A 25,522-nucleotide genomic window follows, 5' to 3' on the forward strand; every position below is an offset into this window, starting at 1 on the left:
TCCTCTCATAAGGGATACATGACAATTGTCATATCGATGTCATGACGCATCATACTGTTTCCTAAGTTTTCCAACACATACAATGTAAATATAAGAAACAGCGGGGGTGGAGAGATGGAAAAGGTTATAGAAGTAAATGGTGTTTCTAAAACATTTAAATATAAAAAGGCAGTAAATAACGTCTCATTTTATGTGAATAAAGGAGAAATTGTAGCACTACTTGGACCGAATGGTGCAGGGAAAACGACGACGATGTCGATGATGCTTGGATTAAAGGATCCGACGGAAGGAACTGTTTCTATATTTGGAAAGAGTCCCAAGCATAGAGATGTTCGTAATAGCCTCGGTGCGATGCTACAAGAAGTAAGTGTGATTGATAGCATTACAGTAGAAGAGGCAATTGAGTTATTCCGTAGTTATTATACGAATCCGGTAGCGAAAGAAACGTTGCTACAGTTATCAAATTTAGAATCGGAGCGAAAGCAAAGATGTGAGAAATTATCAGGTGGACAAAAAAGAAGGTTAAACTTTGCACTCGCACTTGCAGGAAATCCAGATTTGTTATTTTTAGATGAGCCGACAGTTGGGATGGATATTACGTCTCGAAGAACGTTTTGGGAAACAATTCGAAAGTTAGCAAGTGAAGGGAAAACAATTATTTTAACGACGCACTATTTAGAAGAAGCGGATGCATTGGCGAATCGTATTTTATTGTTTGCGAATGGAAAGATTATCGCAGATGGTACACCAGATGAGATGAAGGCAACGATTTCGCGAAAAACAATCAAGTTTTATTCGAAGGAAAGTATTCCTGCAAAATTACTAAAAGAATTACCGAGCGTAACAGAAGTACAATTAAACGAAGGGCACTTCACTTTAACAACTGAAGATACAGATGAAACTTTAAAAGCGATTTATCAAAAGAACTTACCTGTAACAGATGTTTCAGTTGAACGTGGAAGTCTTGATGAAGCATTTGAACAGTTTGTCGCAAATCAGGAGGAGGGAATCGCATGAGAGCCTTATGGATGCAATGCAAAATAGAAATTTTACGTACGTTTCGTAATAAATTGTTTATCTTTTTCTCATTACTAATGCCAGTTATGTTTTACTATATTTTCACAAATGTTATTCAAGTGCCACAAAACGGAGATGCTTGGAAAGCTCATTATTTAATCTCAATGGCGACGTTCAGTATTGTAGGGACGGCACTTTTTAGTTTCGGTGTAAGGATTTCTCAGGAAAAGGGGCAAGGGTGGACACATTTGTTGAAAATTACACCACTTCCAGAGGGGGCATATATAACAGCCAAAATCATCGCTCAAACTGTAGTGAATGCTTTTTCAATCTTAGTTATCTTTATCGCAGGAATATTAATTAATCATGTCGAGTTAACAGTAGGGCAATGGATTGGCGCTGGATTATGGTTGCTGTTAGGTGTAACACCATTTTTAGCGTTAGGAACAGTAATAGGTTCTATTAAAAAGGCAGATGCAGCAGCCGGTTTAGCGAATATTTTAAATATGAGTCTAGCTGTAATTGGCGGGCTATGGATGCCAATTGAAGTATTCCCAAAAATATTAAGAACGATTGGTGAATGGACACCAACATATCACTTCGGAAGCGGTGCATGGGATATTGTAGCTGGGAAATCCGTTGGTTGGGAAAATATCGCGGTATTAGGAGGTTATTTCCTTATATTTGTTGTAGTATCAATATATATAAGAAAAAGACAGGAAGCGGTATAAATGATAGAGAAGAAGAGGATTGAGATTTTTCCGAAACATATGGGTTTCTTCCCGTATATGTGGTTCGTGTATCTGTTATTTCCAATTTACCATTTAGTGCAGGCGTCAGGGTGGAAGCTTGTAATTGGAAGCGGTATGTTGATAGTTTTTATTATCACATACCGTCAGCTTTATTTTGTGCAGAGGACGTTCGTTTTTTGGGCATGTATTCAAATGGTACTTATCTTTTTATTTGCTTTATTTTACAATCCTTTCATGATATTCTTTGGCTTTTTCACCGCAAGTGCGATGGGATTTACGCCAAATAAGAAAGTGTTTCGAGTGCTATTATGTTTGCTAGTTATAATGCTGGGGGCATTTTTATTTGTAAATATGAATCAACTAACAACTACAAGTTTAGTAAATATTGTTCCAATGTTTATTTTAATGCTTCTTACACCATTCGGAATGCGCAACTTTAATCAAAAAAAGATGTTAAAGAATCAATTAAACGAAGCAAACGAACAAATTAAAGACTTAGTAAAACGTGAAGAACGTCAGCGGATTGCAAGGGATCTTCATGATACATTAGGACATACGTTATCACTCATTACTTTAAAAAGTCAGCTCGTGGAGAAGTTAATTGTAAAAAATCCAGAGCGCGCAAGTGTGGAAGCGAAGGAAATTACACAAACATCCCGCACAGCATTAAAGCAGCTAAGAGAATTAATTTCGGATATGCGTATGATTACAGTAGAAGAAGAGCTAGAGCAAATAAGGGCGATCTTACAAGTGGCTAATATCGAACTAGAAGTGAAGCAGGAAGCAAGTTCGAGTTCGTTATCACCAATTGAGCAAAATATTGTTGGAATGTGTTTACGGGAGGCTGTGACGAATGTTGTAAAGCATAGTAAGGCAACACGTTGCACAGTTTCTGTTTTAGAATCACAAGGTGAATTAATTTTGACAGTAGAAGATAATGGAATTGGTTTAGCAGATCAAAACCATGATGGAAATGGCATTCGTGGCATGAAAGAACGCATCGCTCTTATTGATGGGTTTGTTGAACTGGGTACGATAAATCCAGGGACACTATTAACAGTAAAAGTTCCAGTTGTTATTAGAACAGGAAAAGATGAGGTGAGGGCATGATTCGAATTATTATTGCAGAAGATCAGCGGATGCTTCGTGGTGCATTAGGGGCCCTACTGGATCTAGAAGATGATATTGAAGTAATTGGGCAAGCTGCGAACGGGGAAGAGGCGTTAAAACTAATTGAATCGCTAAAACCTGATGTAAGCATTATGGATATTGAAATGCCAATTCAAAGCGGATTAGATGTTGCGGAAACGTTACAGAAAGAAAAATCAGCATGCAAAGTAATGATTTTAACAACATTTGCGCGCCCTGGATATTTTGAACGAGCAATGAAAGCTGGCGTGCACGGATATTTATTAAAAGATAGCCCAAGTGAAGATTTAGCTGCAGCGATTCGTAATGTAATGAAAGGAAAGCGAGAGATTTCTCAAGATTTAATGTTCGGCTTATGGCAGGAGCAAAATCCGTTATCAGATCGTGAAAAAGAAGTATTGCTACTTGCGAAAGAAGGAAAGACGGCAAATGAGATTGCGAAGGCACTTTATCTTTCACCTGGAACAGTGCGTAATTATATTTCTGAAGTATTAACGAAGCTCGATGCGAAAAATAGAATTGAGGCAATTACAATTGCGAAAGAAAAGGGATGGATATGAAAAGAAGTTTACCTATGAGTGGTAAACTTCTTTTTTCTTATAAACAACGGTTTCATTAGAGAATTCTGTCTCAGATGAATCGATTGGAATTTGAAGAGTAGTACGTAATGAAGATTTTACTTCATTTTTCGACAAAAAATTTGTTATAGTTAGATTAGGGTATTGGTCTAAATCTTGGACAACCTTGCCACTAACAGTTGTAATTACTCCATTTTTATCTACTTTTCTATATATTTTATAGTTTTTGTAAGTTTGTGCAAGGCGAACTTCGGTTTAATTTTCTTTTGTTTCTTTATTTGTAGGTTGGGAATCTACATTCATTTCAGTTGTCATTCACCCTTGTTGAGCTTTAGCCTCGTTTATCTCACCCCTTAAATACTTTTTCGCCATATTTTTCGTATCATTTTGAGGTTGTGTAATTTTTTAAGCGTTAAACTAGGCTAAGCAATTTCAATTTTTACTTCATTTTTATCTAGTTTTTGGGTGTGAATAGCTTCTGCTGATAAAGGATAAAGAAGACCGAATGTAACGAAGGCACGGGCAAATATTCTATAATTTATCTATAAAACTACTAATCTATTATTGTATGTGAGATGGATTGTATGAAGAATTTGCCGAATTTTATATATATTATGCATTATTTCATATCAAAAATTGTCGAATTCACATTATGGTAGTGGTATGACAACTTAAAAAATTAGATTGTTATAATGGGATGGTGAGTAAGTATGCACGCAGAAAAATTAGGAAGTGAAATTAAGAAGATTAGGGTAATGAGGGGATTAACACAAAAACAGTTATCCGATAACATATGTCATCAATCGGAAGTGAGTCGAATTGAATCGGGCGCGGTATACCCAAGTATGGATATATTACAAGGTATCGCAGCAAAATTACAAGTTCCAATTATTCACTTTTATGAGGTACTTATTTATTCTGATATTGAAAGAAAAAAACAGTTTAAAGATCAAGTCATTATGCTGTGTAAGCAAAAAAAATATAAAGAGATTTATAATATAGTATGGAATGAGCTAAAAAAGGAAGAATATCATCCTGAATTCCAGCAGTTTCTTCAATGGCAATATCATGTAGCAGCATACATATTGAAGAAAATTGATTACGAATATTGTATTTTAGAATTGAAAAAATTGTTAAATCAACAATTAGCTGGAATAGACGTATACCAAAATCTCTATATAGAAAATGCAATTGCAAATATTTATGCTGAAAATAATTATTTTAAGAAAAGTATTGAGTTATTTGAAGATATATTAAAACAATTAGAGACATTGCATGATAATGAAGAATTCGACGTGAAGGTAAGATATAATCATGCAAAAGCATTATACTTAGACGAGCAATATGAGGGGTCACTTTATCAAGTAAATAAAGCAATTGAAATATCATGCCGAATTAATAGTATGGCATTAATTGGACAGCTATATTATCAAAGAGGCGAATGCCTAGGAAAATTGGGGTATGATGAGGCAGAGATTGAAGATGCATATAAAAAGGCAAGTTTCTTTTTTGATATATTAGAAATGCATGCATATAAAGAAGCGCTCGCAGATAAAATCAGTAGATAGATAACCTAAAAAATGGATATGCATAATTGCATAGGATATGGATAAATTTTCATGATATATTAAAATAAAAAATGTGGGTGATGGAATATGAAGAAACTACTTATTGGTAGCCTATTAACGTTAGCAATGGCATGGGGTATTTCATTAGGTAATACAGCATTAGAGAAAAGCCAAGTAATTTCTCATAATGATCAAGAGGTACAATTAGCTGGAGATCTACCTTTTGAATATTAAAAAACAACCGTCTTACTTAGACGGTTGTTTTTTTGTGTAGTAACATCCAAACGTCTTTACTAGAAACAGGCTTGCTAATAAGGAATCCTTGAATGTGGTCACAGTTTTGTTCATATAAAAACTTCCATTGTTCTTCCATCTCTACACCTTCTGCAATAACTTCTAAATTTAGTTCTTTAGATAGTGTAATGATGGAGGAGATAATCGCTTCCTCTAAAGGACTAGTTGTAATTCCGCAAATAAACTCTCGAGCAATTTTTAATGTGTTGATTGGATATTTTGTTAAATAAGCTAAAGAACTATAACCAGTTCCGAAGTCATCGATTGAAATTTGAATACCGAGATTTTGAAGCTGTTCTAGTTTGGAAATGACAGATTGATTTTGATTAATTGCGATACTTTCTGTGATTTCGATATCTAGTGCTTCTGATTTTAGTTCGGTTTCTTCTAACACTTTTGAAATAGTAGGGATTAAATCTGCATGGTTAAATTGAACAACAGATAAATTCACACCGACTTTTAAGTGAGAAAACCCTTGATTATGCCATCTTTTTGCCTCTAAGCAAGCGGTACGTAAAATCCAATTTCCAAGTTCAATAATAAATCCGGTTTCCTCCGCTAGAGGAATGAATTGGGCAGGAGACACGATGCCGAGTTTTGGGTGCTTCCAACGAATTAATGCTTCAAAACCGATAATTTGTTTTGTTTTTGTGCTTACTTGTGGCTGATATTCAAGGAAAAATTCATTTTGTTGTAATGCTTTTGCAAGTTCGCCTTCTAAGAATTGAATTTCATTTTGGGCGATACTCATTTCTTTTGAGAAGAAAACAAATCTGTTTTTTCCATTTGCTTTCGCGCGATACATAGCCATATCAGCATTTTTCATTAATTCTGTTACATCGGTTCCGTAATCAGGGTACATTGCAATTCCGATACTCGGTGTAATAGAAAGTTCTTCATCTTTAATGAAGAATGGTTTGTTTAAAACCGTTAAAATTTGCTCAGCTATAAAAGCAGCACTTTTTTCTGAGTACATATCTGGTAATAGAATTGTAAACTCATCTCCGCCTTGGCGAGCAACGACATCCTTCGAACGCAAGCAACTGCGTAACTTTTTTGCTACTTCAATTAATAATAGATCTCCGACGTCGTGACCAAGTCTATCGTTAATTTTTTTGAATCGATCTAAATCAAGGAACATGACGGCAACATCATTTGCGCTAGTTTGAGCTGTATTTAAAATGTTCTTTAAATCTTTTTCAAACTTTCGGCGATTTGGTAATCCAGTAAGTGCATCATGAAAGGCTAAATGTTCTACTTGTTTTTGTTTTTCATATAAAGTTGTAATATCACGTGCTATGCCGAACATCCCAACAACTTCTTTGTTTATGAAAGTAGGGATGAGTGTAACGTGAAGGTAATAGTAGTAGCCTTCTTTTTCTTTTGTGCGAACTTCTAAAGTTTGTGGTCTACCTTCTTTTGTTATTTGTAAAGCTTTCTTTAGTAGATCATGGTCTTTTGAGTCAATAAAGTGTAGAAGAGAATAGCTTTCTACTTCACAATAGTAGGCAGTAAATAAGCTTTCACAAGCTGTATTAGATTGTTGGAATATACCATCCATATTTAAAGAGAAAACGGCATCAGGATGATCTTCGAATAAAGATTTATAGCGTTGTTCACTCTTTGATAACGCAGATGCACCCTCTTCTACTTTGCCTTCTAGTTGTGTAGTCAACTGTTCATATGTATCGATTAGTGCTTGATTATCTTTCCACATGTAAAGTTGTCGTAGGAATAATAAGATGAGTGATAATACTAGACCAATTAGCATGAACTTATCATCCCAAGGTTGAATAAGAATAAAGAAAAAAGTAATGATTATACTGAAATAGGGTAATATAAAGCGCACATAATCAAATCGATAATACTTTGTTTTCGTTTCATGCTGCATTGGTTTATCCAAAATGTATAGTATGGAAGATAAACCAATTAATAAAATTGAAGCAGTATGTACTAAATAAGAGACTTCAGAAGAAGTTTTCATCCCCATGTTTAGTTGGAACAGATGTATATATCCGTAAACGAGTATAATAGTAAAGCCGATAATTAATGAAATTCTGCTTGAAGAATATTGTTCTCTTCTATATAGGCTAATAACGGCGTAAATTACTAATGATTGTGCAATAAAGTATCCAATTAAAACCCAAGTATCTGTTGTTAACATACGAAAGCTTGAAAGATCCAAAATAAAAGTTAGAGTAAAATAAATATTCATAATAACAATAAAGATGCTATCGAATGAAAATTGAGCAAGGCCTCTAATAGAGTAATGTTTTATGAATTTGATAGCAAAGCCAGAGAAGAGCAAAATATATTGTACGATGAAAAAGGGCAATGCCTTATATGAGAATATGACTTGGTCATATATAGAAAGTGAATGAAGGAATAAAGTTATCTCCATTGTCAATCCACATAGGCAAGTGCATAGTACTAAAACCCAAAATAGTTTGTCACCGCGCTTCATTTTTTTTATTGCCTTATATAGGCAGTAGCAAGAAAAGAGTGTAGCAAAGCAAAATAAGAAGAGAATTCCAATTTCTTTTATATTCAAGTCCTTAGGGATAAGAAATATCCAAAGGGAAAATATAATTATATACATCATGACAAAGTGTACATATTTTTTTTGATTAATCATATTATGGCTCCGTTTCAATAAAGTTGAATCGCAGGTGGAAAATGCTAATTCCAATCATAGCATATACAATAGGTTGTTTTTTACTATAAAAATTACTTTTTTTGAAAAAAATAGCTCAACATTACAATTTACCATTGTAATGTTGAGCTATTTATTCTTTTTATCCCTCTTATAGAGGATAATTCATGTATTAATTGCAGCATTGATAAATCTTTCTGTTTACTTTCAATCATAATATCGAAATTATGGTTGATTTTTTTTGCAATGTGTAAGAAAGGCTTAATAAACTCTAAATCAATATATTCAGAGTGAGCCCTAAATTCTTTTTTTGATTTAGGGGAGGAAATGTGAACTTTAGGAGGGACATTTGTATGTGACCAAGTTTCAAAAATTGCAGGGAGTAATACTTCTAGCGGTTCTTCGCAAAGGTTTGCCATGTGATGATGATAATCAAATACGAATGGAATCTTTTCTTTTTGGCAAATCGATAAAGTTTCAGCAGTTGTATATGTTTTATCATCATTTTCAAGCGTCATTTGCTCTTTTATATGTGCAGGAAGTTTTTTTATGTTTTCATGGAAACGTCCAACCGCTTGTTCTTTATTTCCATAGGCACCACCTACATGGATGTTAATATAAGAAGAATCTGCAATTCCTATGGCATCTAATACTTTATAATGATAGGCCATATCTGTAATAGCGTTAGTTGTAATATGTGGCTTGTCGCTTGTAAATAGCGTAAATTGATTTGGATGAAAACTTACTCGTAAATTGTGTTCTTTAATTAATGCCCCAATTTTACGCCAAAGCGGTGTAAATGCCCCGATATAATCAAACTCGACTTCGGGATGTGTTGCAAGTGGGACGATGGAAGAGGATAAACGATATAACGGAATTTCATGCGCTATATTGTAATGAAGAATACGTATTGTATGCTCAAGATTTTGCCTTGTAACATCGTACAATTTATCTTCTCGTTCTTGTTTACTGAGCTTTTGAAAGCTTGTAAATGTCATCGTTTTGGCAGGAGAGCAGTCCCAGAGTGCCATTGCATGTGAAACATATCCGAACCGCATAATCATATGTGATACACCTCTTTTTACTCATTATCTTTCCTATAAGAAGAAAGAAAGTATCGTTCCTATCCATTCTTTCCCTCTATCAATAAGAGAAAGGGGGCTAACATCTTTAAAGGAAAGTAAGGACGCGTTTTCTAAATCTTTATGGAATCTGTTTTTTACTGTTTGTATAAAATGTTTATCATATAAAAGGCAGTTGATTTCATGATTAATATATAAACTTCTCATATCAAAGTTTGCAGTTCCGATATCACAAATATAATCGTCCACTATAATAACTTTAGCGTGAAAAAAACCTTGTTGAAATGCATAAATATTACACCCGGCTTGTATTAACTTTCGGCAATATGGAAATTTTGCTTCTCGAACAAGGGCGTGATCAGCTTTTTCTGGAACGAGAATCGTTATTTGAACCCCACGTTTTCGTGCTTTTAACAAAGCGTGCATAATTTTTTTTCCAGGAATGAAATATGGTGTACCGATAAAGAGTTCTTCTTTCGTATTTTCAATTAAGTGTAGAAAAGTATGTTGTAAATAGGCCCCATCGGTCGGAATAAATTGGTGTTGGATGGTACCAGGTTGCAGTTTCGGAAAATAAAGAGAAGTATCCAATAAGTTTTGGTTTGTATCATCAAACCAATCATGTAAAAATTGTTTTTGTAAATCTTGTACACCTTCGCCTGTAAGACGTAAATGATAATCGCGCCATAATCCTAATTTTTGATTATGCCCTAAATATTCTTCTCCAATATTAAATCCACCAATATAACCAATTTTTCCGTCAATAACTGTAATTTTTCTATGGTTTCTTTGATTGGCAGAAAAGAAAAGGAACGGAAATTTCACTTTATGACAAAATGAAAAAGAGACGCCGTGTTTTTGTAGGGAACGAATTGCCTCGTTTGATAAATAATGGCTTCCCAATCGATCGAGTAATAGTCTTACTTCAATTCCTTCCTGTGCCTTATCGATAAGTAACTTTAAAAATTCACGACTGATTTTATCGTTTTTTACAATGAAGAATAAAACGTGCACATGGTGCCTTGCTTGTTGTATATCAGTAAATAAAGCATCATATAAATCTTGCCCGTATGTATAAAGGTGAAAATTACTTTGACGTAAAGGAAAAGTACGAGAGCGCACACGCTTTAAATGAAGAATCCTCCCATATAAAAGGTCAATTGTGATCCAAAGAGTAACGCATATTAACAAGAGAGATAAGAAGAACATAAGTGAATTCCCTCCTTTGCATTCTTTTCGCCTTCATTTTGCTGGCTGCCCGGAAAATCCCGATTGGCTTCACCTTATCCCATATTAAGGGGCGGTAAGCCTCCTACTTAAAAATTAGGCTTACTTAAAGGAATCAGGCGAGAGGAAACAACCCCCTACGGATTAAAGTTTCACTTTATAGTTTCACCGAAATAAACAGCTTTATTAAAAAATATGTTGTTGTATAACAAAAAACTGTTGACTGAATGCTCACTCATTATATAATGAAGATAGGGGAAAAAATTCAGAAAATTATATGTTTTTGAAGATTCTAAAAAAGAAAGAGGGCTTACAAAGAGAGGGGTAGCATAAAAATGAATAGCTTACTGATCATTAATTGGCTGGCTGCCATTGCTGTTATTGCTTATGCGGGATATTTGTTTGTGTATCTTATACGGACGAGGATGGCCTACATACAGTTAGGAAAAAAGATTGAATTTGACCGTCGTTTTAAAGAGCGTTGGGATCTCCTTAAGGTCAATGTTTTCGGTCAGAAAAAGCTGCTGAAAGATAAGAAGAGCGGCATTATTCACGTTATGTTCTTTTACGGATTTATTCTTGTCCAATTTGGAGCAATTGACTTCGTTTGGAAAGGACTCGCACCAGGATCACATCTTCCACTTGGACCACTATACCCTGCATTTACATTCTTCCAGGAAATTGTCACACTTGTTATTTTAATTGCAGTCTTTTGGGCTTTTCATAGACGTTATGTTGAGAAGCTAGTTCGTTTAAAACGTAATTTCAAATCAGGCCTTGTTCTTATCTTTATTGGTGGCTTAATGATTTCTGTGCTACTCGGTAATGGGATGGGAATTATATGGCACGGCGAGGAGCTTTCATGGAGTGAACCGATCGCTTCTGCAATCGCTTACGTTTTCTCGGGAATAAATGAAACCGCAGCCATTTCTGTGTTCTATTTCTCTTGGTGGGTGCATCTACTAATTTTGTTAACGTTTTTAGTGTATGTTCCACAATCAAAACACGCGCATTTAATTGCGGGACCAGTTAACGTTTTCTTCGGTCGTCTTTCAAATCCAGGGAAACTTGAAAAGATTGACTTTGAAGATGAAACGCAAGAAACATTTGGTGTTGGTAAAATCGAAGACTTTAGACAAAATCAGCTTATTGATTTATACGCTTGCGTAGAGTGTGGTCGCTGTACAAATATGTGCCCAGCAACAGGGACAGGGAAAATGTTATCGCCGATGGATTTAATTTTAAAACTTCGCGATCATTTAACTGATAAAGGAGCAGCAGTGACATCAAAAGCACCGTGGGTTCCAGTAGTTGCTTTTAATAATACACAAGGAAATCAGTTAGCGATGATGGCAGCTGGGAAAGGGCAACAAGAATCAGCAGCTACAACGCTTGCTTACGATCCGAGTTTAATCGGAGATGTTATTACAGAGGAAGAGATTTGGGCTTGTACAACGTGCCGTAACTGTGAAGATCAGTGTCCGGTTATGAATGAGCATGTTGACAAAATTATTGATTTACGCCGCTATCTCGTTTTAACAGAAGGAAAGATGGACGCGGAAGCGCAGCGTGCGATGACAAATATTGAGCGTCAAGGAAATCCGTGGGGACTGAACCGTAAAGAGCGTGAAACTTGGCGCCAAGGTGATGATGAAGTAACGGTTCCAACTGTAAAAGAAAAATCGAAAGCTGGCGAGGAGTTCGAATATTTATTCTGGGTTGGTTCAATGGGATCATATGATAATCGTAGTCAGAAGATTGCGATATCGTTTGCGAAGTTAATGAACGAAGCAGGCATTTCATTCGCGATACTTGGTAATAAAGAAAAGAATTCTGGAGATACACCGCGACGTCTTGGAAATGAATTTGTCTTCCAAGAGATGGCGACAAAGAATATCGAGGAATTTGAAAAAGCAGGAGTGAAGAAAATCGTTACGATTGATCCTCACGCTTATAACACATTTAAAAATGAGTATCCAGACTTTGGTTTGCAAGCAGAAGTCTATCATCATACAGAATTGTTAGCTCAGTGGGTGAAAGAAGGACGCTTAAAACCCGTTCACGCTATTGAGGAAACAGTTACGTACCATGATTCCTGTTACTTAGGAAGATACAACGAAGTATACGAAGCACCACGCGATATTTTGAAAGCAATTCCTGGTGTGAATCTTGTAGAAATGGCACGTAACCGTGAAACCGGAATGTGCTGTGGCGCAGGTGGTGGCTTAATGTGGATGGAAGAGACAGCAGGTTCACGTATTAACGTTGCTCGTACAGAACAAGCACTAGCTGTGCAACCATCCATTATCGGTACAGGTTGTCCATATTGCTTAACGATGATTAGCGATGGGACGAAAGCGAAAGAAGTAGAAGAGAAGGTTCAAACTCTTGATGTAACAGAGATTTTAGAACGCTCTGTTATCGGACAGAAGAAAGAAGCGATGTAATTTGTAGGAATGAATACAACTTTAGAGAGAGGTGCAATCATTGCACCTCTTCTCAACGTAAGAACACCGAGCGAGCGCTCGGTCTTAAAAAAGAGATGGGGGAAATAGATATGAGTAAAACAGTTATTTTAAGCGCTGCAAGAACACCGGTTGGGAAATTTGGAGGATCTTTAAAAGACGTGAAGGCAACAGAACTTGGGGGAATTGCAATTAAAGCGGCGCTTGAGAGAGCAAATGTTTCTGCTAGTGATGTTGAGGAAGTTATATTTGGAACAGTTATTCAAGGTGGACAGGGACAAATTCCATCACGCCAAGCTGCGAGGGCTGCTGGAATCCCTTGGGAAGTACAGACGGAAACAGTGAATAAAGTTTGTGCATCAGGGCTTCGTGCGGTTACGTTAGCGGATCAAATTATTCGTACTGGCGATCAATCACTAATTGTAGCTGGCGGTATGGAGTCTATGAGTAACAGTCCTTACATTTTACGAGGTGCAAGATGGGGATACAGAATGGGTAACAACGAAATCATCGATTTAAACGTTGCTGACGGCTTGACATGCGCATTTTCAGGTATACACATGGGTGTTTATGGCGGAGAAGTTGCGAAGGAAGATGGAATCTCTCGCGAAGCGCAAGATGAATGGGCATATCGTAGCCATCAGCGTGCGGTTTCAGCGCATAAAGAAGGACGTTTTGAAGAGGAAATCGTGCCAGTAACGATTCCGCAAAGAAAAGGCGATCCTATCGTCGTTGCAAAAGATGAGGCACCGCGCGCGGATACAACGATTGAAAAATTAGCGAAATTAAAACCTGTATTTGATAAGACGTCGGCAGTGACAGCGGGTAATGCTCCTGGACTAAATGATGGCGGTGCTGCGCTCGTATTAATGAGCGAAGACAGAGCGAAGCAAGAAGGAAGAAAGCCATTAGCGACAATTTTGGCACATACAGCAATTGCAGTGGAGTCTAAAGATTTCCCAAGAACGCCAGGTTATGCAATTAACGAATTGTTGAAAAAAACAGGCAAGACAATTGAAGATATCGATTTATTCGAGATTAATGAAGCATTTGCAGCGGTAGCAATTGCAAGTACAGAAATCGCAGGAATTGACCCAGACAAATTGAATGTAAATGGCGGCGCTGTAGCAATGGGACATCCGATTGGAGCAAGTGGCGCGCGTATTATCGTTACACTTATCCACGCACTAAAGCAGCGCGGCGGCGGAATTGGAATTGCTTCTATTTGTAGCGGTGGCGGTCAAGGTGACGCAATTATGATTGAAGTTCGTTAATTTACGTGTAGGTGATTTTTGATTTATTAACAATTTATATTAAGGGGGAAGAAAGAATGGGTGTACAAAAAATAGTTGTAATTGGTGCAGGACAAATGGGTTCGGGAATCGCACAAGTATGTGCAATGGCAGGATATAATGTGAAGGTACAAGATTTAAAACAAGAGCAATTAGACAGAGGATTGGCTATTATTACGAAAAACTTAGCGCGCCAAGTAGAAAAAGGACGCATGAAGGAAGAAGAGAAGGAAGCGACGTTAAATCGCCTTACAGTAGCGCTTGATTTAGATTGTGTGAAGGAAGCGGATCTTGTTATTGAAGCGGCTGTTGAGAAAATGGACATTAAAAAGAAAATTTTCGCGAATCTAGATGAAATCGCTCCAGAACACGCAATTTTAGCGACGAATACGTCCTCTCTACCAATTACTGAAATTGCAGCGGTAACGAAACGCCCAGAAAAAGTAATCGGCATGCATTTTATGAATCCAGTTCCAGTTATGAAACTTGTTGAAATTATTCGTGGTTTAGCTACAGATGATGAGGTGTACGAAACAATTGAAGATATTACGAAAAAAATCGGAAAAGTGCCAGTTGAAGTAAATGATTTCCCAGGATTTGTATCGAACCGTATTTTATTACCGATGATTAATGAAGCGATCTATACGTTATATGAAGGTGTAGCGACTAAAGAAGCGATTGATGAAGTAATGAAACTAGGTATGAATCATCCGATGGGACCACTTACATTAGCTGATTTTATCGGTTTAGATACATGTTTATACATTATGGAAGTGTTGCATGAAGGATTAGGAGATAGTAAATATCGCCCATGTCCATTATTACGCAAGTATGTGAACGCAGGATGGTTAGGACGTAAAACAGGCCGTGGTTTCTACGTTTACGAATAAAGTCCTCCTTTTATTAAAATAGTGGTCTTACCAAATTATTAAAAAGATATATAGCAAACGGAGGCGGAGTACATGAATTTTCATTTTACTGAAGAGCAACAAATGATGAGGAAAATGGTTCGAGATTTTGCGCAGAAGGAAATAGCTCCCTTTCTTCCTAGTATGGAACAAGGGGTGTTCCCGAAAGAGATTTTGCAGAAGATGGGTGAGCTTGGACTAATGGGTATTCCAGCGCCTGCAAAATATGGCGGGGCAGAAATGGATTTTATTTCTTACATTTTAGCAATTGAGGAAATTTCAAAGGTAAGTGCAACGGTTGGTGTAATTTTAGCTGTACATACGTCAGTTGGAATGAATCCGATTTTATATTTTGGAACAGAAGAACAGAAGCAGAAATATGTTTCTAAACTTGCGACTGGTGAATATTTAGGTGCATTTGCATTAACAGAACCAAATGCAGGATCAGATGCAGGGAGTTTGAAATCAAGAGCTGTAAAGAAAGGCGATCACTACATTATTAATGGATCGAAAGTATTTATTACAAATGGCGGTGAAGCAAGTACATATATTGTATTCGCTTCTACAAATCCAGAGGCAGGAAAAAGTGGGATTTCTGCATTTATAGTAGAGAAAGATACACCGGGCTTAATTATCGGCAAAGATGAGCATAAAATGGGACTTCTTGGTTCTCGCACGGTACAACTTACGTTTGAAGATATGAAAGTGCCGGCCGAGAATTTACTTGGTGAAGAAGGACAAGGATTTAAGGTGGCAATGGCGAATTTAGATGTTGGACGAATTGGAATCGGAGCGCAGGCATTAGGAATCGCGGAAGCGGCGCTAGCATGTGCGATTGATTATGCGAAAGAGCGTGAGCAATTCGGCAAGCCAATTGCGGCGCAGCAAGGAATCGGATTCAAACTTGCAGATATGGCGACTAGCGTAGAAGCAGCGCGATTACTTGTATACAGAGCGGCATCGCTAAGAGCGCAAGGATTACCATGCGGTAAAGAAGCTTCTATTGCGAAATTATTCGCTTCTAAGACGGCTGTTGAAGTTGCGATTGAAGCGGTGCAAGTATTTGGCGGTTACGGTTATACGAAAGACTATCCAGTAGAACGATTTTTCCGTGATGCGAAAATCACGCAAATATATGAAGGAACGAGTGAGATACAGAAACTTGTTATTAGTCGAGCTTTATAAAAGGACAAGGGGGAGACGGGAATGCATTTTAAACTATCAGAAGAACATGAAATGATAAGAAAAATGGTTCGGGATTTTGCTAAGAACGAAGTAGCACCGACGGCAGCTGAGCGTGATGAAGAAGAGAGATTTGATCGAGCACTATTTGATCAAATGGCAGAGCTTGGTTTAACCGGTATTCCGTGGCCTGAAGAATACGGCGGAATTGGAAGCGATTACTTAGCGTATGTAATTGCTATCGAAGAATTATCTCGTGTTTGTGCTTCAACAGGTGTAACACTGTCTGCACACACTTCACTTGCTGGTTGGCCAATTTTTAAATTTGGAACGGAAGAACAAAAGCAAAAGTTTTTACGACCGATGGCAGAAGGAATGAAAATTGGCGCATACGGTTTAACGGAGCCAAGTTCTGGTTCAGATGCTGGCGGAATGAGGACAACTGCGAAACGAGATGGAGACCATTACATTTTAAATGGATCGAAAATCTTTATTACAAATGGTGGTATTGCTGATATTTATGTTGTTTTTGCGTTAACTGATCCCGAATCGAAGCAGCGTGGTACGAGCGCGTTTATTGTGGAAAGTGATACACCAGGATTTTCAGTTGGGAAGAAGGAAAGCAAGTTAGGGATTCGCTCTTCACCAACAACTGAAATTATGTTCGAAGATTGCCGTATTCCTGTAGAGAACTTACTCGGGGAAGAGGGCCAAGGATTTAAAGTTGCGATGCAAACATTAGATGGCGGCCGTAACGGTATTGCCGCGCAAGCAGTCGGTATTGCGCAAGGGGCTTTAGATGCTTCTGTAGAATATGCAAGAGAGCGTCATCAGTTTGGGAAACCAATTGTGGCGCAGCAAGGAATTGGCTTTAAACTTGCAGATATGGCAACGGATGTGCAGGCGGCGCGTCTTCTAACATACCAAGCGGCTTGGCTTGAATCGGAAGGGCTTCCGTATGGGAAAGAGTCAGCGATGTCAAAAGTATTTGCAGGCGATACAGCGATGAAGGTGACGACTGAAGCGGTACAAGTATTTGGTGGTTACGGTTATACGAAAGATTATCCAGTAGAGCGTTATATGCGCGATGCAAAGATTACACAAATATATGAGGGAACACAAGAGATTCAAAGGCTTGTAATTTCTCGTATGTTAACGAAGTAGGAATGAAAGCGTAGGTATTTTCCTACGCTTTTTCCTTCCAAAAAATAATAGAGAGAGGTGAAGGGGATGGTTAAACATAATGTACATGCGTCCGTGAAAGATGAAAAATTAGTTGCGTTAAGACGTGAACAAATGATTAAAGGTGCGGTGCAATTGTTTAAGCAAAAAGGGTTCCCACGTACAACAACGAGAGAGATTGCGAAGGCGGCTGGGTTTAGTATTGGAACACTTTATGAGTACATTCGTACAAAAGATGATGTTTTATATTTAGTTTGTGATAGTATTTATGAACATGTAAAAGAAAGATTAGAGGAAGTAGTGTGTACAGAGAAGGGAAGTATAGAAAGCTTAAAGATAGCGATAACGAATTATTTTAAAGTGATGGATGAATTGCAAGAAGAAGTATTAATTATGTATCAAGAGGTACGTTTTTTACCGAAAGAATCACTTCCATATGTATTAGAAAAAGAGTTTCAAATGGTCGGGATGTTTGAGAATATTTTAGAGCAGTGTACAGAAAATGGGACATTTACATTAAATAAAAAAGAGATACAGCTTCTTGCACATAACATTTTCATACAAGGACAAATGTGGGGATTTAGACGTTGGGCCCTGCAAAAACTGTATACGCTTGAAGAATATACAGAAATGCAAATTAGGTATGTACTGCAAGGAGCGCATATGTTTCCGAAATAAGGAATAGACAAATTATAATTTTATTACCATATTAAAGTTTCCCGTTTTTTTTGTAGCATATTTGTACGACTTTTGTTTATAATGAATAGTATGGATTTTTTTAAGCAGACCGTTATATATAAGGTTATATTTGAAGAAAGGAAGTGCCGCATAAGTGAATTTTAAGCAATATTCACCAGAAGAGCTAAAAGAATGTTCAATGATTGAAGTTGTACATAGCGTTTTAGGGGATAAAAGACAAGCAACGACATTCAACGAGTTGGTTCGAGAAATCGCTCAAGTGCTGGGACTATCTCAAGAGCAAGTTAATGCGAAACTCGCACAATTTTATACAGATTTAAACATCGATGGACGTTTCATTAATTTAGGAGAAAATCGTTGGGGACTACGTAGCTGGTACCCATATGAGCAAATTGATGAAGAAATCTTACCTCAGCCAAAACCGAAGAAGAAACGTAAAGTTGAAGAGGACGGTTTTGACGACTACATCGAAGAAGATGAAGACTTCGAAGATGCAGACGCAAATGAAGAAGAAGAGGTAGAAGATTTGGACAAGGTTCTTGAAGAAGAAGACGGAGATGACGATGATCTTGATGATTTAGATGAAGATGATGAAGATGACTTCGCCGAAGAAGAACTTGAGTACGATGAAACTGAAGAAGAAGAAGAGGAAGAACTGTAGTTCTTGACTTTTCATTATCGTCCATGTAGAATCATTTTTGGGCTCTTTAAAAAAGGACGATAATACTTTTAAAGTGTAAATATAAAAGAAAATTGCTCCCTACTTATTACTTTATGTGATGAGGGGAGCAATTTTCTTTTTTGTTTTTTGTTTAGAAAATAAAAAGAGTCTAACAATAAGATGGATACAGTGTTATCTACATACGTTGCGCTTTGCAACGGTGATTATATAACAGCAAAATAGGAGGGAGCTTTTTCATGACTAAGTATATTTTTGTAACAGGCGGTGTAGTATCGTCTTTAGGAAAAGGTATTACAGCAGCATCTCTTGGAAGACTTTTAAAAAATCGTGGTTTAAACGTAACTATTCAAAAGTTTGATCCATACATTAACGTAGACCCAGGGACTATGAGCCCATACCAACACGGTGAGGTATTCGTAACAGATGATGGTGCAGAAACTGATTTGGACCTTGGTCACTATGAACGTTTCATCGACATCAACTTAAACAAATACAGCAACGTAACAACAGGTAAAATTTACTCTTCAGTTCTTCAAAAAGAGCGTCGTGGTGAATACCTAGGAGGAACAGTTCAAGTTATTCCGCACATTACTAACGAAATTAAAGAGCGTGTATACCGTTCTGGTCGCGAAACAAACGCGGACGTTGTTATTACAGAAATTGGTGGAACTGTTGGTGACATCGAGTCTCTACCATTCTTAGAAGCAATCCGTCAAATTAAGAGCGACATTGGTCGTGACAATGTAATGTACATTCACTGTACGTTAATCCCGTACTTAAAAGCAGCGGGTGAAATGAAAACAAAACCAACGCAACATAGCGTTAAAGAGCTTCGCAGCTTAGGTATTCAACCAAATATTATCGTTGTTCGTACAGAATTGCCTGTTTCTCAAGATATGAAAGACAAGCTTGCATTATTCTGTGACATTGATACAAAAGCAGTTATCGAAGCACGCGATGCAGATACTTTATATGCGGTTCCATTATCTCTTCAAGAGCAAAATATGGACCAAATCGTTTGCGATCACTTGAAATTAGACAATCCAGCTGCAGATATGACAGAGTGGACTGCGCTAGTTAATAAAGTACGTAACCTTTCTAAGAAAACAAAAATCGCTCTTGTTGGTAAATACGTAGAGCTTCAAGATGCATACATTTCTGTTGTAGAAGCACTTCGTCATGCGGGTTATTCATTCGACACAGATGTAGAAGTGAAATGGGTAAACGCTGAGCACGTAACACCAGAGAACGTACAAGAATTAGTTGGTGACACAGATGGTATCCTTGTACCTGGTGGATTCGGCGATCGTGGTGTAGAAGGTAAAATCGTTGCAATTCAATATGCTCGTGAAAACAAAGTTCCATTCTTAGGAATTTGCCTAGGTATGCAACTTGCATCAATCGAATTCGCACGTAACGTATTAGGATTAGAAGGAGCTAACTCTTCTGAAATTAATCCTGACACACCTTATGCAATCATTGACTTATTACCAGAACAAAAAGATGTGGAAGACTTAGGTGGCACACTTCGTCTTGGTCTATACCCATGTAAGCTTGCTGAAGAAACAAATGCTTACAATGCTTACAACGAGCCGGTTGTATATGAGCGTCATCGTCATCGTTATGAGTTCAACAATCAATTCCGTCCGGATATGGAAAAAGCAGGATTTGTATTCTCTGGTACAAGCCCAGACGGTCGTCTAGTTGAAATCATTGAATTAAAAGACCACCCTTGGTTCGTGGCAGCACAGTTCCATCCAGAACTTGTATCTCGTCCAAACCGTCCACAACCATTGTTCCATGACTTCGTAAGTGCTTCTATTACGAATAAAGAGAGCAAGTAAAAAAAAAAGCGCCTGAAATAGGGCGCTTTTTTTAATATTCATTTAACATTTCATCGATTGTAAATTTGATCCCATGATATGCAAATAAAGCTATCATTAAACTTGGGAATCCGTAGCGATTGCCTTCATCGTCTGGAATAAGGCCTTTTAACAGCTTAGTATCAATATGTACATCTGTATATTGTTCTAGTGATTCAGTACCTTCTTGAATAGCAGAGATGCCGACAATAGAGTGTCCATCAGCTTGAAGTTTTTTGGCCATTGCTACAACTTCTTCATCTGTTGAAAAACGGCTAATAAGAAGTACACGGTCTGCAGAAGTTACTTCTACTTCTTTACCATTTTTAAATAATCGTTTTGCTTGCTTCATTGGCTCAGCGCCGAATAATGCTTCAGCAACAACGCCCTCCATTTCATTTGTACCATGTAAATAAATGAAACCGTCGCCAACTAATGCTTGAGCAAGTAGACGGGCGCTATCTTCTATATTCATTTCTTCTTTTTGAGAAACTCTGGAGAAATAACCACTTAATTGAGTTGAAAAAATTTTTAACATAATGTTACTCCCTTTCGTACGTGTTTACCGGCTTTCATTATAGTTTATTTTTTTAGAAAGGTGAAATCGAAGGGTAGCATAACAAAATAGGAAACGGTAAAATAAGAAAGAATAGGAAGGGATTTGCCAAAGAATAGCGAAAATTAATCGTTAAGATATAAGAAGCTTTAAATCTTGTATTTACACAGAAAGGTTGGGAGTTATGGAAGGTAAAATTTTAATCGTTGATGATCAATATGGCATTCGTGTGTTATTACATGAAGTGTTCCAAAAAGAAGGTTATCAGACATTCCAAGCAGCGAATGGATTTCAAGCTTTAGATATCGTGAAAAAAGATAATCCAGATTTAGTAGTGTTAGATATGAAAATTCCAGGTATGGATGGTATAGAGATTTTAAAACATGTAAAGGAAATTGATGAGAGTATTAAAGTAATTTTAATGACTGCTTATGGAGAGCTTGATATGATCCAAGAAGCGAAAGATTTAGGAGCTTTAATGCACTTTGCTAAACCGTTTGATATTGATGAGATTCGTCAAGCGGTGAGAGAACAGCTTGCTGTAGAGGCGTAAAAAATGAATTTTTTATAAAAAATATGGAAAAAAGCGTTTACATGGACTATTGAGCAGGTGAATACGGTTGAGTTTTTGAGTACAAGTTGTTATCCTATTGAGTGTAGAAAAAAGTCCGGTATGTAAATATACATATTTTACCTTATTCTGGTCATACTACCAGCGATAAGAACTTATCGGATACAAAAAACGTTTTTTAGGAGGATTCACCATGCCTTTAGTTTCTATGAAAGAAATGCTAAACACAGCACTAGAAGGAAAATACGCAGTTGGTCAATTCAACATGAACAACTTAGAGTGGACTCAAGCTATCTTAGCTGCTGCGGAAGAAGAAAAGTCTCCTGTAATCCTAGGTGTATCTGAGGGTGCAGCTCGTCATATGACTGGTTTCAAAACAGTTGTAGCTATGGTTAAAGCTTTAATCGAAGAAATGAACATCACTGTTCCTGTAGCGATTCACCTTGACCATGGTTCAAGCTTCGAAAAATGTAAAGAAGCAATCGATGCAGGTTTCACATCTGTAATGATCGACGCTTCTCACCACCCATTCGAAGAAAACGTTGAAACTACTAAAAAAGTAGTAGAATACGCACACGCTCGTAACGTATCTGTTGAAGCTGAGCTTGGAACAGTTGGCGGACAAGAAGACGACATCATCGCTGAAGGCGTAATTTACGCTGATCCAGCAGAGTGTAAGCACCTTGTTGAAGCAACAGGTATCGATTGCCTAGCTCCAGCTTTAGGTTCTGTACACGGTCCTTACAAAGGTGAGCCTAACTTAGGATTCGCTGAAATGGAACAAGTTCGTGACTTCACTGGCGTACCTTTAGTATTACACGGTGGTACTGGTATCCCAACTGCTGATATCGTAAAAGCTATTTCTTTAGGTACTTCAAAAATTAACGTAAACACTGAGAACCAAATTGAGTTTACAAAAGCTGTTCGTGAAGCATTAAGCAAAGACCAAGAAGTTTACGATCCTCGTAAATATATTGGACCTGGCCGCGACGCTATTAAAGCAACTGTTGCTGGTAAAATGCGTGAATTCGGTTCTAACGGTAAAGCGTAAGAATAAAATTCCGTTTTGGAAACCGTCTAGTCTTTTAGACGGTTTCCTTTCGTTGTATAATGAAAGCGTGAACAAGTCTAAAGATTTTTATCATTTTGTTTTTGAAATAGAAAATAATGTGCATAGTCCTATTAATAAATGTGATAATGTATCTAAATTGATAAAGTAAATTCGATGAATAGTTAATCTTTATCTATTCGTACTACGGGAGAAATGAAGATAATGGTTTCCTATTTATTGAGTTTTAGGGTGGAAAGAGTGATTGAGATTCTTAAGGGGAGCTTTCTATAAAAATATAGAAAGTAAATACATTCACAAGAAGGGAGCTCAATATGGAAAAATTGCTAATTGAAGGCGGAAGAGCTTTAAATGGAACAATTCGAGTGAGTGGTGCAAAGAACAGCGCCGTTGCACTAATTCCAGCGACAATTTTAGCAGATACTCCAGTCACTATTGGTGGTGTCCCTAATATTTCGGACGTGAAAATGTTAGGAGACTTGCTAGAGGAAATTGGGGGAAGAGTAACTTATGGACAGGAGGAAGAGATGGTAGTCGATCCTTCTAACATGGTTGCAATGCCTTTACCGAATGGAAAAGTGAAAAAATTGCGTGCTTCTTATTATTTAATGGGTGCGATGCTTGGCCGTTTTAAAAAAGCTGTTATTGGGCTTCCAGGTGGATGTCATTTAGGACCGAGGCCGATTGATCAGCATATTAAAGGGTTTGAAGCATTAGGTGCACATGTTACGAATGAACAGGGTGCGATTTATTTAAGAGCAGATGAATTGCGCGGTGCACGTATTTATTTAGATGTTGTTAGTGTAGGAGCTACGATTAATATTATGCTAGCAGCTGTGCGAGCGAAAGGTAGAACTGTTATTGAAAACGCAGCGAAAGAACCAGAGATTATTGATGTAGCTACATTGTTAACAAGCATGGGTGCACGCATTAAAGGTGCTGGCACAGATGTAATCCGAATTGATGGTGTGGATTCACTGCACGGTTGTCACCATACGATCATTCCGGATCGTATTGAAGCGGGTACGTATATGATTTTAGGAGCTGCATCAGGAGGAGAAGTAACGGTTGATAATGTGATTCCTCAGCATTTAGAGTCAGTTACAGCGAAGTTAAGAGAAGCTGGTGTCCAAGTTGAAACGAACGATGACCAAATTACAGTGAACGGTAATAGAAGGTTAAAAGTAGTTGATATAAAAACGCTTGTATATCCAGGATTCCCAACAGATTTACAACAACCATTTACGACGCTTTTAACAAAGGCGCACGGAACGGGTGTTGTAACGGATACGATTTACGGCGCACGCTTTAAACACATCGATGAATTACGTCGTATGAATGCACAAATTAAAGTGGAAGGTCGTTCGGCAATTGTAACTGGTCCTGTTTTATTGCAAGGTGCAAAAGTGAAAGCGAGTGATTTGCGAGCTGGAGCGGCTCTTGTTATTGCAGGGCTAATGGCGGATGGAATTACAGAAGTAACCGGACTTGAGCATATTGATCGAGGTTATGAAAATATAGTAGACAAGCTTAAAGGTCTTGGCGCAAACATTTGGCGAGAACAAATGACAAGCCAAGAAATTGAAGAGATGAAGAACGCATAAGTGATACTTCCGCAAGGGGGAAGCGAAGCATCACTACTTGCGGAAGTATACTTTGTAGAGAAACACGGTTCACAAAATACGGCAGAAATATAAAGACTTAAAGGAGAGGGATTATCGTGGAAAGAAGTTTATCTATGGAGTTAGTACGTGTAACAGAGGCTGCAGCATTATCATCAGCGCGTTGGATGGGGCGCGGGAAAAAGGATGAGGCAGACGGTGCAGCAACATCAGCTATGCGTGATGTATTTGATACAATCCCGATGAAGGGTACAGTTGTAATTGGTGAAGGTGAGATGGACGAAGCACCAATGCTGTATATCGGAGAGAAATTAGGTACAGGATATGGACCGCGTGTAGACGTTGCAGTTGATCCTTTAGAAGGGACAAACATCGTAGCAGCTGGTGGATGGAATGCTCTTGCTGTTATTGCAATTGCAGATCATGGTAATTTGTTACATGCTCCTGACATGTACATGGATAAAATCGCGGTTGGCCCAGAAGCGGTTGGGGCGGTCGATATTGATGCGCCTATTATCGATAACTTACGTGCGGTTGCGAAAGCGAAAAATAAAGATATTGAAGATGTTGTAGCGACAGTTTTAAACCGTCCACGTCATCAAGCGATTATCGAAGAAATTCGTAAAGCTGGTGCTCGTATTAAATTAATTAACGATGGAGATGTAGCTGGAGCAATTAACACTGCATTCGATCGCACAGGTGTAGATATTTTATTCGGATCTGGTGGAGCACCTGAGGGTGTATTAGCAGCAGTTGCATTAAAATGTTTAGGTGGAGAAATCCACGGAAAGCTTCTGCCTCAAAATGAAGCTGAATTAGCTCGTTGTAAAAAAATGGGTATTGAAGATATAAATCGTATCCTTCGCATGGAAGACTTAGTAAAAGGTGACGATGCAATCTTTGCGGCAACAGGCGTAACAGACGGAGAACTATTACGCGGCGTTCAATTTAAAGGTAGCGTAGGAACAACACAATCCCTTGTTATGCGTGCAAAATCAGGCACAGTACGCTTCGTAGACGGACGTCATAGCTTGAATAAAAAACCAAACTTGGTTATTAAATAAAAAGTGGAAGCGGCTCGTTCAGAATCGCAGGGCATTGTAGCTCCTGAC

Annotated in this window: 21 protein-coding genes and 2 pseudogenes; 18 read left to right on the forward strand and 5 right to left on the reverse strand. The window is 37.7% G+C overall.

What is annotated here, in order from left to right; translation table 11 throughout:
- The first annotated feature begins 114 nt into the window (after positions 1 to 114).
- The 4 genes from MNO09_RS02925 to MNO09_RS02940 are packed head-to-tail and all read left to right on the forward strand — an operon-like array spanning position 115 to position 3,478.
- The gene (locus tag MNO09_RS02925) at positions 115 to 1,017 is read left to right on the forward strand and encodes an ABC transporter ATP-binding protein (RefSeq protein ID WP_000416603.1); all 903 of its coding nucleotides are present in this window, start codon (positions 115 to 117) and stop codon (positions 1,015 to 1,017) included.
- Positions 1,014 to 1,748 (forward strand): ABC transporter permease, encoded by a 735-nt coding sequence (locus MNO09_RS02930; RefSeq protein WP_001202423.1) that lies wholly within the window; start codon positions 1,014 to 1,016, stop codon positions 1,746 to 1,748. Before MNO09_RS02925 ends, MNO09_RS02930 begins: the two co-directional genes overlap by 4 nt.
- Positions 1,749 to 2,879, forward strand: a complete 1,131-nt coding sequence (locus MNO09_RS02935; RefSeq protein WP_000570623.1) for a sensor histidine kinase — start codon at positions 1,749 to 1,751, stop codon at positions 2,877 to 2,879. It abuts the gene before it with no gap.
- The gene (locus MNO09_RS02940) at positions 2,876 to 3,478 is read left to right on the forward strand and encodes a response regulator transcription factor (protein WP_088107516.1); all 603 of its coding nucleotides are present in this window, start codon (positions 2,876 to 2,878) and stop codon (positions 3,476 to 3,478) included. Before MNO09_RS02935 ends, MNO09_RS02940 begins: the two co-directional genes overlap by 4 nt.
- Before the next feature lie 15 nt (positions 3,479 to 3,493).
- Here the strand turns inward: MNO09_RS02940 and MNO09_RS02945 are convergent.
- Positions 3,494 to 4,038 (reverse strand): annotated as a pseudogene (locus MNO09_RS02945) (M4 family metallopeptidase); the annotation flags it as partial.
- 168 nt (positions 4,039 to 4,206) lie between these two features.
- Here MNO09_RS02945 and plcR point away from each other — a divergent pair.
- Both plcR and MNO09_RS02955 read left to right on the forward strand, forming a co-directional pair.
- Positions 4,207 to 5,064: a transcriptional regulator PlcR gene (plcR, locus tag MNO09_RS02950; RefSeq protein WP_000542914.1), complete on the forward strand. Its 858-nt coding sequence runs from the start codon at positions 4,207 to 4,209 to the stop codon at positions 5,062 to 5,064.
- 87 nt (positions 5,065 to 5,151) lie between these two features.
- Entirely contained in the window at positions 5,152 to 5,298 is a 147-nt protein-coding gene (locus MNO09_RS02955; RefSeq protein WP_000734737.1) for a quorum-sensing peptide PapR, read from the forward strand.
- A gap of 16 nt (positions 5,299 to 5,314) precedes the next feature.
- Here MNO09_RS02955 and MNO09_RS02960 read toward each other — a convergent pair whose 3' ends face one another.
- The 3 genes from MNO09_RS02960 to cls all read right to left on the reverse strand — a co-directional run bounded on the left by MNO09_RS02960 (position 5,315) and on the right by cls (position 10,302).
- Positions 5,315 to 7,993 (reverse strand): DUF4084 domain-containing protein, encoded by a 2,679-nt coding sequence (locus tag MNO09_RS02960; RefSeq protein ID WP_241950086.1) that lies wholly within the window; start codon positions 7,991 to 7,993, stop codon positions 5,315 to 5,317.
- Between the two features lie 128 nt (positions 7,994 to 8,121).
- Positions 8,122 to 9,075 (reverse strand): UV DNA damage repair endonuclease UvsE, encoded by a 954-nt coding sequence (uvsE, locus tag MNO09_RS02965; RefSeq protein ID WP_088107515.1) that lies wholly within the window; start codon positions 9,073 to 9,075, stop codon positions 8,122 to 8,124.
- A gap of 33 nt (positions 9,076 to 9,108) precedes the next feature.
- The gene (cls, locus tag MNO09_RS02970; RefSeq protein ID WP_000465812.1) at positions 9,109 to 10,302 is read right to left on the reverse strand and encodes a cardiolipin synthase; all 1,194 of its coding nucleotides are present in this window, start codon (positions 10,300 to 10,302) and stop codon (positions 9,109 to 9,111) included.
- A gap of 353 nt (positions 10,303 to 10,655) precedes the next feature.
- On the opposite strand from cls, the gene MNO09_RS02975 reads away from it, so the two are divergent.
- The 8 genes and pseudogenes from MNO09_RS02975 (at position 10,656) to pyrG (ending at position 20,574) form a co-directional block, all read left to right on the forward strand.
- Complete coding sequence (locus tag MNO09_RS02975; protein ID WP_001086763.1) at positions 10,656 to 12,767, forward strand: (Fe-S)-binding protein; 2,112 nt, start codon at positions 10,656 to 10,658, stop codon at positions 12,765 to 12,767.
- 9 nt (positions 12,768 to 12,776) lie between these two features.
- Positions 12,777 to 14,059: pseudogene (locus MNO09_RS02980) on the forward strand (acetyl-CoA C-acetyltransferase).
- A gap of 56 nt (positions 14,060 to 14,115) precedes the next feature.
- Positions 14,116 to 14,967, forward strand: a complete 852-nt coding sequence (locus MNO09_RS02985) for a 3-hydroxybutyryl-CoA dehydrogenase (RefSeq protein ID WP_088107514.1) — start codon at positions 14,116 to 14,118, stop codon at positions 14,965 to 14,967.
- Positions 14,968 to 15,039: 72 nt separating this feature from the next.
- Positions 15,040 to 16,170 carry an acyl-CoA dehydrogenase gene (locus MNO09_RS02990; RefSeq protein WP_088107513.1) on the forward strand — a complete coding sequence of 377 codons (1,131 nt, stop codon included), beginning with the start codon at positions 15,040 to 15,042 and terminating at the stop codon, positions 16,168 to 16,170.
- A gap of 21 nt (positions 16,171 to 16,191) precedes the next feature.
- Positions 16,192 to 17,331: an acyl-CoA dehydrogenase AcdA gene (gene acdA / locus MNO09_RS02995; RefSeq protein WP_088107512.1), complete on the forward strand. Its 1,140-nt coding sequence runs from the start codon at positions 16,192 to 16,194 to the stop codon at positions 17,329 to 17,331.
- Positions 17,332 to 17,397: 66 nt separating this feature from the next.
- Entirely contained in the window at positions 17,398 to 18,027 is a 630-nt protein-coding gene (locus MNO09_RS03000; RefSeq protein WP_000238598.1) for a TetR/AcrR family transcriptional regulator, read from the forward strand.
- Positions 18,028 to 18,181: 154 nt separating this feature from the next.
- Positions 18,182 to 18,709 carry a DNA-directed RNA polymerase subunit delta gene (rpoE, locus tag MNO09_RS03005; RefSeq protein ID WP_001009785.1) on the forward strand — a complete coding sequence of 176 codons (528 nt, stop codon included), beginning with the start codon at positions 18,182 to 18,184 and terminating at the stop codon, positions 18,707 to 18,709.
- A gap of 257 nt (positions 18,710 to 18,966) precedes the next feature.
- Entirely contained in the window at positions 18,967 to 20,574 is a 1,608-nt protein-coding gene (pyrG, locus tag MNO09_RS03010; RefSeq protein WP_000170450.1) for a CTP synthase, read from the forward strand.
- A gap of 31 nt (positions 20,575 to 20,605) precedes the next feature.
- On the opposite strand, the gene MNO09_RS03015 is transcribed toward pyrG, so the two are convergent.
- The gene (locus MNO09_RS03015) at positions 20,606 to 21,130 is read right to left on the reverse strand and encodes a DUF2529 domain-containing protein (RefSeq protein WP_000912407.1); all 525 of its coding nucleotides are present in this window, start codon (positions 21,128 to 21,130) and stop codon (positions 20,606 to 20,608) included.
- 202 nt (positions 21,131 to 21,332) lie between these two features.
- On the opposite strand from MNO09_RS03015, the gene spo0F reads away from it, so the two are divergent.
- From spo0F to glpX, 4 genes are all read left to right on the forward strand, one after another.
- Positions 21,333 to 21,701, forward strand: a complete 369-nt coding sequence (gene spo0F / locus MNO09_RS03020; protein ID WP_000398593.1) for a sporulation initiation phosphotransferase Spo0F — start codon at positions 21,333 to 21,335, stop codon at positions 21,699 to 21,701.
- 211 nt (positions 21,702 to 21,912) lie between these two features.
- Positions 21,913 to 22,770, forward strand: a complete 858-nt coding sequence (locus tag MNO09_RS03025; protein ID WP_001131858.1) for a class II fructose-bisphosphate aldolase — start codon at positions 21,913 to 21,915, stop codon at positions 22,768 to 22,770.
- A gap of 332 nt (positions 22,771 to 23,102) precedes the next feature.
- Complete coding sequence (murA, locus tag MNO09_RS03030; protein ID WP_000413265.1) at positions 23,103 to 24,392, forward strand: UDP-N-acetylglucosamine 1-carboxyvinyltransferase; 1,290 nt, start codon at positions 23,103 to 23,105, stop codon at positions 24,390 to 24,392.
- Positions 24,393 to 24,508: 116 nt separating this feature from the next.
- Entirely contained in the window at positions 24,509 to 25,474 is a 966-nt protein-coding gene (gene glpX / locus MNO09_RS03035; protein WP_000442336.1) for a class II fructose-bisphosphatase, read from the forward strand.
- The last annotated feature ends 48 nt before the right edge of the window (positions 25,475 to 25,522 follow it).

Origin of the sequence: Bacillus sp. N5-665 (genome assembly GCF_022637375.2) — a bacterium.
GTDB lineage: Bacteria > Bacillota > Bacilli > Bacillales > Bacillaceae_G > Bacillus_A > Bacillus_A wiedmannii.